The organism is Pseudomonas sp. DTU12.3 (assembly GCF_004124275.1).
Taxonomy (GTDB): domain Bacteria; phylum Pseudomonadota; class Gammaproteobacteria; order Pseudomonadales; family Pseudomonadaceae; genus Aquipseudomonas; species Aquipseudomonas helmanticensis.
The window spans coordinates 1554938-1572625 of sequence record NZ_CP027218.1 but is presented as its reverse complement, the minus strand read 5'-3'; the positions used below and the strand labels follow the sequence as shown (position 1 = coordinate 1572625).

The window sequence follows — 17688 nt, the reverse complement described above, 5'->3', positions numbered from 1 at the left end:
TCCACACAACGCTCCCAGCCTTATAGAAGGAAAGCCAATCGATGCCGCAGGTGGATCCCGAACTCTTCGACCGCGGCCAGTTCCAGGCTGAACTGGCCCTGAAAGCGAGTCCTATCGCGGCGTTCAAGAAGGCGATCCGCCAGGCTCGCGAAGTGCTCGACGCGCGTTTTCGCAATGGCCGCGACATCCGTCGGCTGATCGAAGACCGTGCCTGGTTCGTCGACAATATCCTGCAAAAGGCCTGGGACCAGTTCAACTGGAGCGAAGACGCCGACATCGCGCTGGTCGCGGTCGGCGGTTATGGTCGCGGTGAGCTGCACCCCTATTCCGACATCGACCTGCTGATCCTGCTGGACAGCGCCGATCACGAAATTTTTCGCGACTCGATCGAGCGCTTTCTGACGCTGCTGTGGGACATCGGCCTGGAAGTCGGCCAGAGCGTGCGCTCGGTCGACGAATGCGCCGAAGAAGCCCGCGCCGACCTGACGGTGGTCACCAACCTGATGGAAAGCCGCACCATTTGCGGCCCCGAGCGTCTGCGCCAGCGCATGCTCGATGTCACCAGCACCGCACACATGTGGCCGGCCAAGGAGTTTTTCCTGGCCAAGCGCGCCGAACAGAAGGCCCGCCATCACAAGTACAACGACACCGAATACAACCTGGAACCCAACGTCAAAGGCTCGCCAGGCGGACTGCGGGATATTCAGACGATCCTCTGGGTGGCCCGACGTCAGTACGGCACGCTGAATCTGCGCGCCCTCGCCGGCGAAGGCTTTTTGGTCGAGAGCGAAAACGCCCTGCTCGCCTCCTCCCAGGAATTCCTCTGGAAAGTGCGTTATGCCCTGCACATGCTTGCCGGGCGCTCAGAAGATCGCCTGCTGTTCGATCATCAACGCGCCATCGCCGGCCTGCTCGGTTTTGAAGGTGACGACGCCAAACAGGCGGTCGAAAACTTCATGCAGCAGTATTTCCGCGTGGTGATGAGCATTGCCCAGCTCAGCGACCTGATTATCCAGCACTTCGAGGAAGTCATCCTCGCACCGGAAGACGAAGCGCCGCCGCAACCGATCAACTCGCGCTTCCAGCTGCACGACGGCTACATCGAAGCGCGCAACGACAATGTGTTCCGTCGCACGCCATTTGCCATGCTGGAAATCTTCGTGCTGATGGCCCAGCAGCCAGATATCAAAGGCGTGCGCGCCGACACGATTCGTCTGCTGCGCGAGCATCGTCACCTGATCGACGACAACTTCCGTAACGATATTCGCAACACCAGCCTGTTCATCGAGCTGTTCAAGTGCAAGATCGGCATCCACCGCAACCTGCGCCGGATGAACCGTTACGGGATTCTCGGGCGTTATCTGCCGGAGTTCGGCTTTATCGTCGGGCAAATGCAGCACGACCTGTTCCACATCTATACGGTCGATGCGCACACGCTGAACCTGATCAAGCACCTGCGCAAATTGCAGTACACCCAGGTCTCGGAAAAATTTCCGCTGGCCGCCAAGCTCATGGCCAAGCTGCCCAAGCCTGAACTGATCTACATGGCCGGTCTGTACCACGACATCGGCAAGGGTCGGCACGGCGATCACTCGGAGATTGGCGCGGTCGATGCCGAGGCGTTCTGCCAGCGCCATCAACTGCCGGTGTGGGACAGCCGCCTGATCGTCTGGCTGGTACAGAACCACCTGGTGATGTCGACCACTGCACAGCGCAAGGACTTGTCCGATCCGCAAGTGATTCACGATTTCGCCCTGGCGGTCGGCGATGAAACCCGTCTCGACTACCTCTACGTGCTGACCGTGGCCGACATCAACGCGACCAACCCGACGCTGTGGAACTCATGGCGCGCCAGCCTGCTGCGCCAGCTCTACACCGAAACCAAACGCGCCTTGCGCCGTGGCCTGGAAAACCCGGTGGATCGCGAAGAGCAGATCCGTCAGACCCAGAGCGCGGCACTGGATATTCTGGTGCGCGGCGGTACCGACCCGGACGACGTCGAGCAGTTGTGGGCGCAGTTGGGCGATGACTATTTTCTGCGGCACACCGCGGGCGACGTGGCCTGGCACAGCGACGCGATCCTCCAGCAGCCGGTCGATGGCGGGCCGCTGGTATTGATCAAGGAAACCACCCAACGCGAATTCGAGGGCGGCACGCAGATCTTCATTTATGCACCGGACCAGCATGACTTCTTCGCCGTGACCGTGGCGGCGATGGATCAGCTCAACCTGAACATTCATGACGCCCGGGTCATCACCTCGAGCAGCCAGTTCACCCTCGACACCTACATCGTGCTCGACAACGAAGGCGAATCCATCGGCGACAACCCGGCGCGGGTCAAACAGATCCGCGACGGCTTGACCGAAGCGCTGCGTAACCCGGACGACTACCCGACGATCATCCAGCGCCGGGTGCCACGCCAGCTCAAGCATTTTGCGTTTGCGCCGCAGGTGACCATCCACAACGACGCGCAGCGTCCGGTGACCGTGCTGGAGCTGACCGCGCCGGACCGGCCGGGCCTGTTGGCACGGATTGGCGGGATTTTTCTCGAATTCGACCTGTCGCTGCAGAACGCCAAGATTGCGACCTTGGGCGAGCGCGTGGAAGACGTGTTCTTCATTACCGACGCGCACAACCAGCCGCTGTCCGACCCGCTGCTGTGCAGCCGCTTGCAGGATGCAATCGTTGAGCAACTGAGCGTCAATCAGGAACCCGATATCAAACTGTCGCGCATCAGTATTTGATGGCGCCCCGGATTCAAATGGCTTTGCGAGAGACCCAGCCCCAATGAACAACGCTCTGAACCAGCTCCAGCCGTACCCGTTCGAAAAGCTCCGCGCCCTGCTCGGCAGCGTGACGCCGAACCCGGAAAAACGCCCGATCGCCCTGTCGATCGGCGAGCCGAAACATCGCTCGCCAAGCTTTGTCGCCGAAGCGCTGGCGAACAATCTGGATCAGATGGCGGTTTATCCGACCACGTTGGGCATCCCGGCCCTGCGCGAAGCCATCGCTGGCTGGTGCGAGCGGCGATTTGGCGTGCCGAGCGGCTGGATCGATCCGGCGCGCAATGTGCTGCCGGTCAACGGCACCCGCGAAGCGTTGTTCGCCTTCACCCAGACCGTGGTCAACCGTGGCGATGATGCGCTGGTCGTCAGCCCGAACCCGTTCTATCAGATCTACGAAGGCGCCGCGTTCCTCGCCGGGGCCAAGCCGCACTATCTGCCGTGCCTCGACGAGAACGGCTTCAACCCGGATTTCGATGCCGTTTCTCCCGACATCTGGAAGCGCTGCCAGATCCTCTTCCTGTGCTCGCCGGGCAACCCGACCGGCGCGCTGATCCCGGTCGATGTGCTGAAAAAACTCATCGCCCTGGCTGACGAATACGACTTCGTGATCGCCGCCGACGAGTGCTACAGCGAGCTGTACTTCGAAGAACAGACCCCGCCGCCGGGCCTGCTGACGGCCTGCGTTGAATTGGGTCGCAAGGATTTCAAGCGCTGCGTGGTGTTCCACAGCCTGTCCAAGCGCTCCAACCTGCCGGGCCTGCGTTCCGGTTTCGTCGCCGGCGACGCCGATATCCTCAAGGGTTTCCTGCTGTATCGCACCTACCACGGCTGCGCGATGCCGGTCCAAACCCAACTGGCCTCCGTTGCCGCCTGGAACGACGAAGTCCACGTCCGTGCCAACCGTGCGCTGTACCGCGAGAAGTTCGACGCGGTACTGGCAATCCTTAGCCCGGTGATGGATGTCCAGCGCCCGGATGGCAGTTTCTACCTGTGGCCGAATGTGCAGGGTGACGATGCTGCGTTCTGCCGCGATCTGTTCGAACAGGAACACGTGACCGTAGTCCCGGGTTCTTACCTGTCCCGCGATGTCGACGGAGTCAACCCGGGTGCCGGTCGCGTGCGGATGGCACTGGTTGCGCCGCTGGCAGAATGTGTCGAGGCTGCCGAACGTATCCGCGACTTCATCAAGCGCCGCTAACTAACGTTTATATATTCCCGCACGATGCAATGTCGTGCGGGAACAAACACCACGCAACATATCAACTCCCCGCATCTTCTTCCTATCTTCAGCCCCGACACTTACTCTGTCCGTCAGGCCGAACCCGGTTATTTCAAAAACAAATTCCAGCCCCCCGAACAACAAAGCGTCAATTACGGAAAGTTATTCATGGATGATATTAAAGATTGTTTTGTTAAAGCGCCTAAAGACATTAACGCGTCTTACCAAGCGGCCATTGAGGAGAATCCGGCCAATCGCGGTGCGTCCAGCGGTCGGCAGAAAAGAGCCGTGATCAAGCATCGCAAACTCTGGACACCCGGCCGAACCCTGCGCATTCGCGTGCTGGCCGGTGACGCAGCTTACAAGCAAGCCGTTCGCGCGGCCGCAGAGACATGGACTGCTTTGATCAATCTCAACTTCGACTTTGTCGATGACGGCGATGCCGAGATTCGTATATCCGATGACGGCGGAGCCTACTGGTCGCTGATCGGTACTGACGCATTAACCATTGATGATCAAAGCGAAGCCACTATGAATCTTTCGCCTGATCACAACTTGTCGCTCAAGTTCTTCATGGCCAATGCCATACATGAGTTCGGTCATGTACTGGGTGCCGAACATGAACATCTGCATCCACACATGACCATTCCCTGGGACAAGGAAGCCGTCTACGAGCACTTTGGCGCAGAAGATGATCTGGCCCGCAGCAGTATCGACGAGCGTTATTTCAATCTTCTCGATGCCAGTGAAGTCGACAACTCGGCTTACGACCCAAAGTCCATCATGCACTACGCCATCCGCCAGAGCTGGACTCAGGGTGACTTCCAGATTCACCTGAATCTGCAGCTCAGCGACAAAGACAAGGCTTTCATGTCCGCAGCTTATCCACACCCCGATGCCTGACAGGACGTCAGGTTTCATCAAACCACTTACTTCATGCATCACTTAAAAAGGATTTCAAGAATGCCAGACTGCAAAATCTGCACGACGCTGCCGCCGAAAAGCCAAAGTCTTTCCTATCAAGCCGCGCTTGCCGAGAATCCTGCCAACGTCAGCAGGCAGGGCATTTCCTTACTGGGCGTGGCCCTTAATGGAAAAGTATGGAAAGCGTTCAGGACGCTTAGCGTCACGTTTCTCGATAACCTGACAAAAGAAGAGCAAACGCCGTATCGGGAAGTCATTCGGGAATGGGGCAACCATATCAACCTGGATATCGTGTTCACGAGCGAACGCGATGGCGACATTCGCATCAAGACCAAAACCAGTGACAACAGCTCTGCCGTTGGCACTGACGCACTCACCGTCGATGTGCAGAATCCAACGATGTACATTGCCGAAAAGCTAGGCAGCAGCAGATTCAGAACGATATTACTGCACGAGTTCGGCCACGCCTTGGGCTTCGAACACGAGCATTTGCACCCGTACGCCAACATCCCATGGAACAAGCAAAAGATTTACGACCACTTCACTCGACTCGGCATGAGCAGAGCCGCCATTGACGAAAACTTCTTCACCAAGATCAATCAAAAGATGTCTGTGACCGCTTATGATCAAAAGTCGATCATGCATTATCCAATAGAAAAAACCTTCACCGACGGAGTATTTGAGGTCACCGAAAACTCCGAACTGAGTAGATTGGATATACACATGGCGCGAACCGTTTATCCCCGATAAAACCAGCAATCCGCTCAACACCCATGCGGGACTACTTCAACGCCCCCAGGTTGGCCTCACTCAAATCAAGCTCACCTAATACCTCGCGCAATACGTCATCACCGATCTGGTGATGACGGCTGAGGCTGTAGAGTTCCAGACGTTGTGCGCGCAGTGCCTTGAGGCGCAAACGACGCTCCAGCAGGTCCATCTGGAACGCCAGCGCCTGGGCTTCGGCCGAGTCGTTGAAGACATCGAGCTGATGGCGGTACTCGGACATGATCCGCGCCTTGAGTTCTGCCGAGAGTGCGGCCTGCGCTGCATCCTGCGGGCCGACCTCCTCGGTTTCCAGCGCATGAATCGCTGCCTCGGCGGTCTTGCGCCAAGCGTCGCGCACTTCCTGGCGACGTTTGTCGTCCGGGCTTTTTTCGATGCCGCGCAACAACAGAGGCAGAGCGATACACGCCGAAATCAACGACAGCAGAATCACCCCGGCGGCGATAAAGATCAGCAGATCACGCTCGGGAAACGCCTCCGCACCCATCAACATCGGCACCGACATCACACCCGCCAGCGTCACCGCACCGCGTACGCCACCCACCGTCAGCAGCCAGCAGGAGCGCGCCGTCGGCACCTGAGTCAACTCGTTCTTGCCACGCAAACGCCGCAGCAACACCGACAAGCGCCAGATGCTCTGCACCCAGATAAACCGCAGCAGCACCAAGGCGAGAAAGATCGCCACCACGTCGATACAGCGATAGAACAGGGTCGGCCATAACGTCGGTTCGTGGCTGACCACCGCTTTGATGATGTCCGGCAACTGCAGACCGAGCAGCAGGAAGATCAACCCGTTGAAGGCAAACTCCAGCAGCGACCAGACGCTGCGATTAAGCAAGCGGGTGCTGGTTTGCCGAGGCAGCAGATCGAGCCAGCTCTGCATCATTCCCGCCGCCACTGCCGAGAGAATGCCCGAGACCCCGAGGCGTTCAGCCAATACATAAGCAGCGAATGGCAGCAGCAACATGAACACCACGTGCGTGGCGGGATCGTCCCAGCCTCGGGCGATCATCCAGGCGCGCAGGCGCCCGACCAGCCAGCTCAAGGCCACACCGACCGCCAGCCCACCGAGGGCCACGACGACAAAGGTCAGGCTGGCGTTGGTCAGCGAGAACACACCGGTGATCGCCGCAGCCAGTGCGAACTTGAAGGTCACCAGGCCCGAGGCGTCGTTCATCAACGCTTCGCCCTGCAAGATGTGCATCAGCGGCGTCGGCAAGCGGTTCTGCGAAATCGCCGAGACCGCAACCGCGTCGGTTGGTGACAGCACAGCGGCCAGGGCGAACGCTACCGGCAACGGAATCGCCGGCAACAACCAGTGAATGAAGTATCCGGCGCCGACTACGGTGAACAGCACCAGACCAACCGCCAGGGTCAGGATCGGCCCGCGCAAATGCCAGAATTCACGTTTGGGCATGCGCCAGCCATCGGAAAACAACAGCGGCGGCAGGAACAGAAAGAGGAACAATTCAGGATCGAGCGCCACGTGCAGACCGAGGGTCGGCCAGGCCAACAAGGCGCCGGCGGCGATTTGCACCAGCGGCAGAGGCAGCGGGATGACCCGTCCGACCAGACGCGAAACGCTGACCAGCATCAGCAGGATCAGGACGGTGTAAGCAGTTTGCATAAAGCGGAAATCTCAGACAATCGACAGCGTTGAACTGCCATATTAGCCGCTTAGCATGCGTCTGACCGTTGCACCTATGTCGCAGCTGCTGGAACGCAGTCCCCTTGTGGGAGCGAGCCTGCTCGCGAATGCGGTGTGTCATTCAACAGAGATATTGCCTGACACGGCCCCTTCGCGAGCAGGCTCGCTCCCCCAGGTTTTGCAGCGTTACGACAACCGTGGCCGACGAAACCGTTTGGTCATGGCATAATCCGTCACCATTTTTCTTCAGCACCTGTAAAGGGGGCGATTCCTTGACCGTTTCAAGTAAAACGTTGCACCTTTTCGGCATCAAAGCCTGCGACACCATGAAAAAGGCGCGCACCTGGCTCGATGAACACGCTGTCAGCTACGACTTTCACGATTACAAAAGCGCCGGCATCGACCGTGAGCACCTGACCCAATGGTGTGACGAGCACGGCTGGCAAACGGTGTTGAACCGTGCAGGCACGACCTTTCGCAAACTCGACGACGAACGTAAAGCCGATCTCGACCAGTCGAAAGCCATCGAACTGATGCTCGCTCAACCCTCGATGATCAAGCGCCCGGTGCTCGATCTCGGTGACCGAACCCTGATTGGCTTCAAGCCAGATATCTACGCGGCCGCTCTGAAGTAAGCAGCCCGTCACTCTTTGTAGAGGTGTATTTACATGTCCAATTCCCTGTTCAGCATCGCCTTTGGTGTCGGCACTCAGAATCGTCAAGGCGCATGGCTGGAAGTGTTCTACGCACAGCCACTGCTCAACCCTTCGGCCGAACTGGTCGCCGCGGTTGCGCCGATCCTCGGTTACACCGAAGGCAACCAGGCCATCACTTTCACCACCGCCCAGGCTGCGCAACTGGCTGAAGCCGTGAAAGGCATCGACGCCGTACAAGGCAAGCTGTTGACCCGCCTGGCCGAGAGCCACAAGCCGCTGGTCGCCACCCTGCTGGCTGAAGATGCACAGCTGACTTCGACGCCTGAGGCCTACCTCAAGCTGCACCTGCTGTCGCACCGTCTGGTCAAGCCGCACGGCGTGAGCCTGGCCGGGATCTTCCCGCTGCTGCCGAACGTGGCCTGGACCAGCCAGGGCGCCATCGACCTGAGTGAACTGGCGGAAATGCAACTGGAGGCCCGTCTGCGCGGCGATCTGCTGGAAGTGTTCTCGGTGGACAAGTTCCCGAAAATGACTGACTACGTGGTACCGGCCGGCGTGCGTATCGCTGACGCCGCGCGTCTGCGTCTGGGCGCTTACGTCGGTGAAGGCACCACCGTGATGCACGAAGGTTTCATCAACTTCAACGCCGGCACCGAAGGCCCGGGCATGATCGAAGGCCGCGTTTCCGCTGGCGTATTCGTCGGCAAGGGTTCCGATCTGGGCGGCGGTTGCTCGACCATGGGCACCCTGTCGGGCGGCGGCAACATCGTGATCAAAGTTGGCGAAGGCTGCCTGATCGGCGCCAACGCCGGTATCGGTATTCCGTTGGGCGACCGCAACACCGTTGAGTCGGGCCTGTACGTGACCGCCGGCACCAAGGTCGCGCTGCTGGACGAGCACAACAACCTGGTTAAAGTTGTGAAGGCGCGCGAGCTGGCCGGTCAGACTGACCTGCTGTTCCGTCGCAATTCGGAAACCGGTGCTGTGGAATGCAAGACCCACAAATCGGCGATCGAACTGAACGAAGCGCTGCACGCTCACAACTAAGCAGCACATCGACCTCCTGTGGGAGCGAGCCTGCTCGCGAAGGCGTCTTTGAGGACGCTAAAAGCTTCGCGAGCAGGCTCGCTCCCACAGTGTCTTGTGTACATCCCGCCCAAGTTCACAGGGCTGAACAGATGATGATTCCCTCCCCGTGGCGTGCCGATTTCCCGGCCATCGCCGCGCTGCAACGGCAAGACCAGACCTATCTGGACAACGCCGCCACCACGCAAAAACCGCAAGCCCTGCTCGACGCACTGACGCATTACTACGCCAATGGCGCAGCCAATGTGCATCGCGCGCAACACCTGCCCGGCGCCCATGCCACGCAGGCGTTCGAGGACAGTCGGCTCAAGGTCGCGCAGTGGCTGAATGCCGGTGACAGCGGGCAGATCATCTTCACCCACGGCGCCACCAGTGCGCTGAACCTCCTGGCTTATGGCCTGGAACATCTTTTCCAGCCGGGCGATGAAATTGTCATCAGCGCCCTGGAGCATCACGCCAACCTGCTGCCGTGGCAGCAACTGGCGCAACGTCGCAACCTGAAGCTGGTGATCCTGCCGCTGGATACCGACGGTCTGATCGACCTCGCTGCCGCCGTGCACTTGATCGGCCCGCGCACACGCTTGCTGGCGGTCAGTCAGCTGTCCAACGTACTCGGCGCATGGCAGCCATTGCCGGCGCTGCTGGGCATGGCCGAGGCGCAGAACGCGCTGACCGTGGTCGATGGCGCGCAAGGCGTGGTGCATGGTCGACATGACGTGCAGGCGCTGGGTTGCGACTTCTATGTGTTTTCCAGTCACAAGCTGTATGGCCCCGATGGCCTCGGCGTACTGTTCGGGCGCAATGCAGCGCTTGAACAACTGAAGCCTTGGCAGTTCGGCGGCGAGATGGTGCTGGAAGCCAACTATCACGACTCACGCTTCCGCCCTGCCCCGCTGGGTTTCGAGGCGGGCACGCCGCCGATTGCCAGTGTGATCGGCCTCGGTGCGACGCTGGATTATCTGGCGGGGCTGGACCAGGACGCGGTGTCGGCCCACGAAGCGGCGCTGCATGACTATCTGCTGCGTGGCCTCGCCGCTCGCAACGGCATTCGCCTGCTCGGCAAGCCGCAATTGGCGCTGGCGAGTTTTGTCGTCGAAGGCGTGCACAACGCCGATCTGGCGCACTTGCTGACCGAGCAAGGTATTGCCGTGCGCGCCGGGCATCATTGCGCGATGCCGTTGCTGAAAAGCTTTGAGCTGGCCGGAGCGATTCGTGTATCGCTGGCGCTGTACAACGACTCGGAAGATCTGGAGCGCTTTTTTGAAGCGCTGGATCAGGCGCTGGAGTTGTTGCGATGAGTTTGCCGGTCGAGGCAGCCGAGGCGCTGCAGACGTTTCAGAATGCAGCGGGCTGGGAACAGCGGGCGCGGTTGTTGATGCAGTTTGGCGATCGCCTGCCGGCGCTGAATGACGCCGACAAGTGCGACGCCAATCGGGTGCATGGCTGTGAGAGTCAGGTGTGGCTGGTTGGGGCGTTGCGCGAGGGTCACTGGCAATTCAGCGCGAGCAGCGATGCGCGGATGATTCGCGGCTTGGTGGCGTTGTTGCTGTTGCGGGTCAACGGGTTGTCGGCCACCGATTTAAAGCAAATTGATCTGCCGGACTGGTTCAATCAGCTAGGGCTTTCGCGCCAGCTATCGCCATCGCGCAGTAACGGCCTGAATGCCGTGCTCCAGCGAATGAATGAGTTGGCCTCCACCCTGTAGGAGCTGCCGCAGGCTGCGATCTTTTGATCTTGAAAACAGGATCAAAAGATCGCAGCCTCGTTTCACTCGACAGCTCCTACAGGGGAATGCATTCCAATGTGGGAGTGAGCCTGCTCGCGAAGAGGCCCTCTGCCACAGCATCAAACCTGAGGTTTAATGCGATCCGCCGGGCGCCGAACGCCGGCCACAATCTTGTCCACAGCCTTGGTCGCCGCGACCATGCCGAACGTCGCCGTGACCATCATCACCGCGCCAAACCCACCCGCGCAGTCGAGCTTCACGCCGTCGCCAACAAAACTCTTCTGCAGACAGATGCTGCCATCCGGTTTCGGGTAGCGCAGTTGCTCCGTGGAAAACACACACGGCACGCTGTAATGACGAGTCACGGTGCGCGAAAAACCGTAATCACGGCGCAATGTCGAGCGCACTTTCGAGGCCAGCGGGTCGTTGAACGTGCGATTGAGGTCGCAGACCTGAATCAACGTCGGATCAATCTGCCCGCCCGCGCCACCCGTGGTGATGATCTGGATCTTGCGGCGTTTGCACCAGGCGATCAACGCAGCCTTGGCGTTGACCGCATCGATGCAGTCGATCACGCAGTCGATGTTCGGCGTAATGTATTCGGCCATGGTCTCGCGGGTGACGAAGTCCGCCACTGCGTGCACCGTACAATCCGGATTGATCCCGCGCAGACGCTCGGCCATTACCTCGACCTTGGGTTTGCCGACGGTACTGTCCAGCGCGTGCAATTGGCGGTTGGCGTTGCTGACGCAGACATCGTCCAGGTCAAACAGCGAAATCTCGCCGACGCCACAGCGGGCAATGGCTTCCGCCGCCCAGGAACCGACGCCACCGACGCCGACGATCGCCACATGCGCCGCACGTAAACGCGCCAGGCCTTCGATGCCATACAAACGGGCGATGCCTGCAAACCGCGGATCTTCTGTACTCATGACCATTACCCCAAAAACCGGCGCGCATTATAGGGCTACACAGCGACAAGTTTTAAGCTTCCAGCTACAAGTGTAAGAACTTAAGTCAAAGTCGGCTGCCCAATGTCGGGCATTTCCCTGTCTGATGTACGACTTGCGAACTGCCGGTGTAGGATGCGCGCCCCTCGGGCGTATAGCCGACCGATCCTCCGTTCCACAGCCTTTGGAACCCGAAATAGCTATGTCATCGCGTAAATTTGGACTCAACCTGGTGGTGGTTCTGGCAATCGCCGCCCTGTTCACCGGTTTCTGGGCGCTGATCAACCGCCCGGTCTCCGCGCCGAACTGGCCGGAGCAAATCTCCGGTTTCTCCTATTCGCCGTTCCAGCAGGGACAATATCCTCAAAAGGATCAGTACCCGACTGACGACGAGATGCGCCGCGATCTGGAGATCATGAGCAAGCTGACGGACAACATCCGCATCTACTCGGTCGACGGTTCGCTGCAAGACATCCCGAAACTGGCTGAAGAATTCGGCCTGCGCGTGACCCTCGGGATCTGGATCAGCCCCGATCAGGAACGCAACGAACGGGAAATCCAGCGCGCTATCGAACTGGCCAACACATCACGCAGCGTGGTTCGCGTGGTGGTCGGTAACGAAGCGATTTTCCGCAAGGAAATCACCGCCCAAGAGCTGAGCGTGCTGCTCGATCGTGTGCGCGCAGCGGTGAAAGTACCGGTGACAACCTCCGAGCAATGGCACGTCTGGGAAGAACACCCGGAGCTGGCCAAGCACGTTGACCTGATCGCCGCGCACGTTCTGCCGTACTGGGAATTCATTCCCGTAGACAAGGCCGGGCAGTTCGTTTTCGACCGCGCCCGCGATCTGAAAAAACTCTTTCCGAAAAAACCGCTGCTGCTCTCCGAGGTCGGCTGGCCGAGCAACGGTCGCATGCGCGGTGGCGCCGATGCGTCGCCGGCGGATCAGGCGATCTATCTGCGCAACCTGGTCAACAAGCTCAACCGCCAAGGCTTCAACTACTTCGTGATCGAAGCGTTTGACCAGCCGTGGAAGGCCAGCGATGAAGGTTCGGTGGGCGCTTATTGGGGCGTGTTCAACGCCGCGCGCCAGCAGAAATTCAACTTCGAAGGCCCGGTTGTCGCGATCCCGCAATGGCGCGTGCTGGCGATCGGTTCGGTGGTGTTGGCATTGCTGTCGCTGACCCTGTTGATGATCGACGGTTCGGCCCTGCGTCAACGTGGGCGGATCTTCCTGACCTTTATCGCCTTCCTTTGCGGTTCGGTGCTGGTGTGGATCGGTTACGACTACAGCCTGCAATACAGCACCTGGTTCAGTTTGACGGTCGGATTCCTGTTGGCGCTCGGCGCGCTCGGGGTGTTTATCGTGTTGCTGACCGAAGCGCATGAATTGGCCGAGGCGGTGTGGATTCACAAACGCCGGCGTGAGTTCCTGCCGGTCGAGGGCGACTCAAGCTATCGCCCGAAAGTCTCGATCCACGTGCCGTGCTACAACGAGCCGCCGGAGATGGTCAAACAGACCCTCGACGCCCTCGCCGCGCTGGATTATCCGGACTATGAAGTCCTGATCATCGACAACAACACCAAGGACCCAGCCGTGTGGGAACCGGTGCGCGACTACTGCGCAACCCTCGGCCCGCGCTTCAAGTTCTTCCACGTCTCGCCGCTGGCCGGTTTCAAGGGCGGCGCGCTGAACTACTTGATTCCGCACACCGCCAAGGACGCCGAAGTGATTGCGGTGATCGACTCCGATTACTGTGTGCATCCGAACTGGCTGAAGCACATGGTGCCGCACTTCGCCGACCCGAAAATCGCTGTGGTGCAGTCGCCGCAGGATTATCGCGACCAGAACGAAAGCACCTTCAAGAAGCTCTGCTACGCCGAATACAAAGGCTTCTTCCATATCGGCATGGTCACCCGCAACGACCGTGACGCGATCATTCAGCACGGCACCATGACCATGACCCGGCGCTCGGTGCTGGAAGAGTTGGGCTGGGCTGACTGGTGCATCTGTGAAGACGCCGAACTCGGTCTGCGCGTGTTCGAGAAAGGCCTGTCGGCGGCGTACTACCACGACAGTTATGGCAAGGGCCTGATGCCGGACACCTTCATCGACTTCAAGAAGCAGCGTTTCCGCTGGGCCTACGGTGCGATCCAGATCATCAAGCGTCACACCGGCAGCCTGCTGCGCGGCAAGGACACCGAGCTGACGCGCGGTCAGCGCTACCACTTCCTCGCGGGCTGGTTGCCGTGGGTCGCGGACGGCATGAACATCTTCTTCACCGTCGGCGCACTGTTGTGGTCGGCGGCGATGATCATCGTGCCGCAGCGGGTCGACCCGCCGTTGCTGATCTTCGCAATCCCGCCATTGGCGCTGTTTGTGTTCAAGGTCGGCAAGATCATCTTCCTCTACCGTCGCGCCGTCGGCGTGAACCTGAAAGATGCATTCTGCGCGGCACTGGCCGGATTGGCGTTGTCGCACACCATCGCCAAAGCGGTGCTGTACGGCTTCTTCACCACCAGCATTCCGTTCTTCCGTACGCCGAAAAACGCCGACAACCATGGCTTCTGGGTGGCGATTTCCGAAGCACGGGAAGAGCTGTTCATCATGCTGCTGTTGTGGGGCGCGGCGCTGGGGATCTACCTGGTCAACGGCATACCGAGCAACGACATGCGCTTCTGGGTAGTGATGTTGCTGGTGCAGTCGCTGCCGTATCTGGCGGCGCTGATCATGGCCTTCCTCTCGTCGCTGCCCAAACCTGCGGCGGCGCCTGAGCCGGCAGCAGCATGATCGGTAACGGATAACGTCAAACGGCGGCCTTCGGGCCGCCGTTTTGCTTTAGAATGAGCGCCTTTTTCAATGCCAACAAACTCGGTAGGAGCTGCCGAAGGCTGCGATCTTTTGATCTTGCTGTAGATTTTAAAAAACAAAATCAAAAGATCGCAGCCTGCGGCAGCTCCTACAGGTTTACCGTGCGCACCCGGAGTTATTACATGACGGCCCACGCCGACCTTTCGCCGACCCTCCAACTCGCCATCGACCTGATTCGCCGTCCGTCCGTGACGCCGGTCGACGCCGATTGCCAGAAGCAGATGATGCAGCGCCTGGGCGATGCCGGTTTCAGCCTCGAGCCGATGCGCATCGAAGATGTGGATAACTTCTGGGCGACCCACGGCAACAACGACGGCCCGGTACTGTGCTTCGCCGGTCACACCGACGTGGTGCCAACCGGCCCGGTCACCGCTTGGCAGATCGACCCGTTCAACGCGTTGATCGATGAACACGGCATGCTCTGCGGCCGTGGCGCGGCAGACATGAAAGGCAGCCTCGCGTCGATGACCGTCGCCGCCGAGCGTTTCGTCGCCGACTACCCGAACCACAAGGGCAAAGTTGCGTTCCTGATCACCAGCGACGAAGAAGGCCCGGCGCACCACGGTACCAAGGCTGTGGTCGAGCGTCTGGCCGCGCGTAATGAACGTCTGGACTGGTGCATCGTCGGCGAACCGTCGAGCACCACGCTGGTCGGCGACGTGGTGAAGAACGGCCGTCGCGGCTCGCTTGGCGCCAAGCTCACCGTCAAAGGCATTCAGGGCCACGTCGCTTACCCGCATCTGGCGAAGAACCCGATCCACCTTGCCGCTCCAGCGCTGGCCGAACTGGCCGCCGAGCATTGGGATAACGGCAACGATTTCTTCCCGCCAACCAGTTTCCAGATCTCCAACCTCAATTCCGGCACCGGCGCGACCAACGTGATTCCGGGCGATCTGGTGGCGGTGTTCAACTTCCGTTTCTCCACCGAATCGACTGTCGAAGGCCTGCAGAAACGCGTCGCCGACATCCTCGACAAACACGATCTGGACTGGCACATCGACTGGGCGCTGTCCGGCCTGCCGTTCCTCACCGAACCGGGCGCGCTGCTCGACGCGGTGTCGGCGAGCATCAAGGCCATCACCGGTCGCGAAACCAAGGCGTCCACCAGCGGCGGGACGTCCGATGGTCGTTTTATCGCGACCATGGGCACGCAAGTGGTTGAACTGGGCCCGGTCAACGCGACCATCCATCAGGTCAACGAACGCGTGCTGGCGGCGGATCTCGACGTGCTGACCGAGATCTACTACCAGACTCTGATCAAGTTGCTCGCCTGATGCTTGCTTGCCCCATTTGCAGTGAGCCGCTGAACGCGGTGGACAATGGCGTGGTCTGCCCCGCCGGGCATCGCTTCGACCGTGCGCGGCAGGGTTACCTGAACCTGCTGCCGGTGCAGCACAAGAACAGCCGCGACCCTGGCGACAATCAGGCCATGGTTGAGGCGCGCCGCGACTTTTTGAACGCCGGCCATTACGCGCCGGTGGCCAAGCGTCTGGCCGAGCTGGCGGCGAGTTATGCGCCGGATCGCTGGGTCGACATCGGCTGTGGTGAGGGTTATTACACCGCGCAAATCGCCGAGGCCTTGCCGAACGCCGATGGCTACGCGCTGGACATCTCCCGCGAGGCGGTCAAACGCGCCTGCAAACGCAATCCGGCGATCAGCTGGTTGATCGCCAGCATGGCCCGTGTGCCGTTGGCGTCGGGCAGTTGCCAGTTTCTCGCCAGCGTTTTCAGTCCGCTGGATTGGGCAGAAGCCAAGCGTCTGCTCAGCGTTGGCGGTGGTCTGATGAAAGTCGGCCCGACCAGCGGCCACCTGATGGAACTGCGCGAACGCCTGTACGACGAAGTGCGCGAGTACACCGACGACAAGCATCTGGCTCTGGTGCCAGAAGGCATGGCGCTGGCACACAGTGAAACCCTGGAATTCAAACTGACGCTGGACAAGCCCGAGGATCGCGCCAACCTGTTGGCGATGACACCCCACGGCTGGCGCGCCAGTGCCGAGCGTCGCGCGGCAGTCATCGAACAGGCCGAGCCGTTCGAGACCACCGTGTCGATGCGCTACGATTATTTCGTTCTTCAATAACTTTTGGTCTCGGGCAAGTGCCCGGGGCCGGCTAAATCCGCGAATGGATTTTTCAGACCCGCAGTGAGGACATCCATGCGCCAACCGGATATCGAGATTTACCTGAAAGACGCCGACGTCGACCACAAGGCCATTTCGGCCTGGCTGGGCGAGGCATTGGGCCCATGCAGCGACTGGGTGCAGAAAGGCCAGACCTGGAAGTGCAGGGCCGGCAGCGTGCCGGTGACCTGGCTGCCGAAAGCCGTGGGCAAATGGAACAGCCTGTACCTGGAAAGCGACCAGACCCCATGGGACGACGACATCGCCTGCGCCCGCGCAGCGTTTGCTGCGCTGAACGTCGAAGTACGTTGCGCGCCGGGGACGTGGGTCGAGGAAGAAGGTGAGGAAACGGCGGATCGCTGGATGCGCATCAGCGCCGACGGTGAAGAAGAAATCACCTGGAAAACAGCTTAAAAGCAGTTCCAAATGTGGGAGCGGGCTTGCTCGCGAATGCGGTGTATCAGTCGATATGAACGTTGACTGATACACCGCATTCGCGAGCAAGCCCGCTCCCACATTGGTTTTTCGGCGTTTTGGAGGTCTGTGTTACAGGCCTACCACATCCTCAGCCTGCAAGCCCTTCTCGCCAGTAATCACCGCGTATTCAACCTGCTGGCCTTCAGTCAGCGATCGGTGCCCTTCGCCGCGAATCGCGCGGTAGTGCACGAACACGTCCACCCCGTCTTCGCGCTGGATAAAGCCGTAGCCCTTGGCGTCGTTGAACCACTTCACGTTGCCGGTTTCACGGGTTGCCATCTGTTCATACTCCTTTTTTATTATTGAACAGGCTTTTCGCAGGAAAGCCTTTGCGGAACATCAACCTGCGTCCGACGTCCATAAAAGGACCCCGGCGACAGACCGCCGAGTATATGACAGGCGCGAAAACTCTCAACAGGAGAATACTTCGCCGCTT

General features: G+C 59.9%; 15 protein-coding genes. 12 read left to right on the top strand and 3 right to left on the bottom strand.

All coding sequences use genetic code 11. The features are described from left to right. Nucleotides 1–41 precede the first annotated feature (41 nt). The 4 genes from C2E19_RS07025 to C2E19_RS07010 all read left to right on the top strand — a co-directional run bounded on the left by C2E19_RS07025 (nt 42) and on the right by C2E19_RS07010 (nt 5679). Nucleotides 42–2744: a [protein-PII] uridylyltransferase gene (locus tag C2E19_RS07025; protein ID WP_129389789.1), complete on the top strand. Its 2703-nt coding sequence runs from the start codon at nt 42–44 to the stop codon at nt 2742–2744. Nucleotides 2745–2787: 43 nt separating this feature from the next. After that, nucleotides 2788–3984: a succinyldiaminopimelate transaminase gene (gene dapC / locus C2E19_RS07020; protein ID WP_129389786.1), complete on the top strand. Its 1197-nt coding sequence runs from the start codon at nt 2788–2790 to the stop codon at nt 3982–3984. 189 nt (nt 3985–4173) lie between these two features. Continuing rightward, nucleotides 4174–4908 (top strand): hypothetical protein, encoded by a 735-nt coding sequence (locus C2E19_RS07015; RefSeq protein ID WP_129389783.1) that lies wholly within the window; start codon nt 4174–4176, stop codon nt 4906–4908. 60 nt (nt 4909–4968) lie between these two features. Further along, a complete protein-coding gene (locus C2E19_RS07010; protein WP_164979410.1) occupies nt 4969–5679 on the top strand; it encodes a M12 family metallopeptidase in 711 nt (236 codons plus the stop codon). Nucleotides 5680–5710: 31 nt separating this feature from the next. On the opposite strand, the gene C2E19_RS07005 is transcribed toward C2E19_RS07010, so the two are convergent. Next, entirely contained in the window at nt 5711–7342 is a 1632-nt protein-coding gene (locus tag C2E19_RS07005) for a Na+/H+ antiporter (protein WP_129389777.1), read from the bottom strand. Between the two features lie 293 nt (nt 7343–7635). On the opposite strand from C2E19_RS07005, the gene C2E19_RS07000 reads away from it, so the two are divergent. From C2E19_RS07000 to C2E19_RS06985, 4 genes are all read left to right on the top strand, one after another. Next, nucleotides 7636–7998 carry an ArsC family reductase gene (locus C2E19_RS07000; RefSeq protein WP_016985102.1) on the top strand — a complete coding sequence of 121 codons (363 nt, stop codon included), beginning with the start codon at nt 7636–7638 and terminating at the stop codon, nt 7996–7998. Between the two features lie 33 nt (nt 7999–8031). Continuing rightward, complete coding sequence (gene dapD, locus C2E19_RS06995; protein WP_129389771.1) at nt 8032–9066, top strand: 2,3,4,5-tetrahydropyridine-2,6-dicarboxylate N-succinyltransferase; 1035 nt, start codon at nt 8032–8034, stop codon at nt 9064–9066. Nucleotides 9067–9197: 131 nt separating this feature from the next. Then, nucleotides 9198–10403 carry an aminotransferase class V-fold PLP-dependent enzyme gene (locus C2E19_RS06990; protein ID WP_129389768.1) on the top strand — a complete coding sequence of 402 codons (1206 nt, stop codon included), beginning with the start codon at nt 9198–9200 and terminating at the stop codon, nt 10401–10403. After that, nucleotides 10400–10810, top strand: a complete 411-nt coding sequence (locus C2E19_RS06985; RefSeq protein ID WP_129389765.1) for a SufE family protein — start codon at nt 10400–10402, stop codon at nt 10808–10810. The genes C2E19_RS06990 and C2E19_RS06985 overlap by 4 nt, the downstream gene beginning before the upstream one ends. A 140-nt stretch (nt 10811–10950) precedes the next feature. On the opposite strand, the gene tcdA is transcribed toward C2E19_RS06985, so the two are convergent. After that, nucleotides 10951–11763: a tRNA cyclic N6-threonylcarbamoyladenosine(37) synthase TcdA gene (tcdA, locus tag C2E19_RS06980; RefSeq protein WP_372238464.1), complete on the bottom strand. Its 813-nt coding sequence runs from the start codon at nt 11761–11763 to the stop codon at nt 10951–10953. A gap of 220 nt (nt 11764–11983) precedes the next feature. On the opposite strand from tcdA, the gene C2E19_RS06975 reads away from it, so the two are divergent. From C2E19_RS06975 to C2E19_RS06960, 4 genes are all read left to right on the top strand, one after another. After that, nucleotides 11984–14572 carry a glycosyltransferase gene (locus tag C2E19_RS06975; protein WP_129389759.1) on the top strand — a complete coding sequence of 863 codons (2589 nt, stop codon included), beginning with the start codon at nt 11984–11986 and terminating at the stop codon, nt 14570–14572. Nucleotides 14573–14775: 203 nt separating this feature from the next. Then, the gene (gene dapE / locus C2E19_RS06970; protein ID WP_129389756.1) at nt 14776–15927 is read left to right on the top strand and encodes a succinyl-diaminopimelate desuccinylase; all 1152 of its coding nucleotides are present in this window, start codon (nt 14776–14778) and stop codon (nt 15925–15927) included. Continuing rightward, on the top strand, nt 15927–16736 hold the full coding sequence (locus tag C2E19_RS06965; protein WP_129389753.1) for a putative RNA methyltransferase: 810 nt from the start codon (nt 15927–15929) through the stop codon (nt 16734–16736). The genes dapE and C2E19_RS06965 overlap by 1 nt, the downstream gene beginning before the upstream one ends. 75 nt (nt 16737–16811) lie before the next feature. Next, entirely contained in the window at nt 16812–17189 is a 378-nt protein-coding gene (locus C2E19_RS06960; protein ID WP_129389750.1) for a hypothetical protein, read from the top strand. Nucleotides 17190–17321: 132 nt separating this feature from the next. Here C2E19_RS06960 and C2E19_RS06955 read toward each other — a convergent pair whose 3' ends face one another. Further along, nucleotides 17322–17531, bottom strand: coding sequence for a cold-shock protein (locus C2E19_RS06955; RefSeq protein WP_007908870.1), 210 nt, complete (start codon nt 17529–17531; stop codon nt 17322–17324). Between the last annotated feature and the right edge of the window lie 157 nt (nt 17532–17688).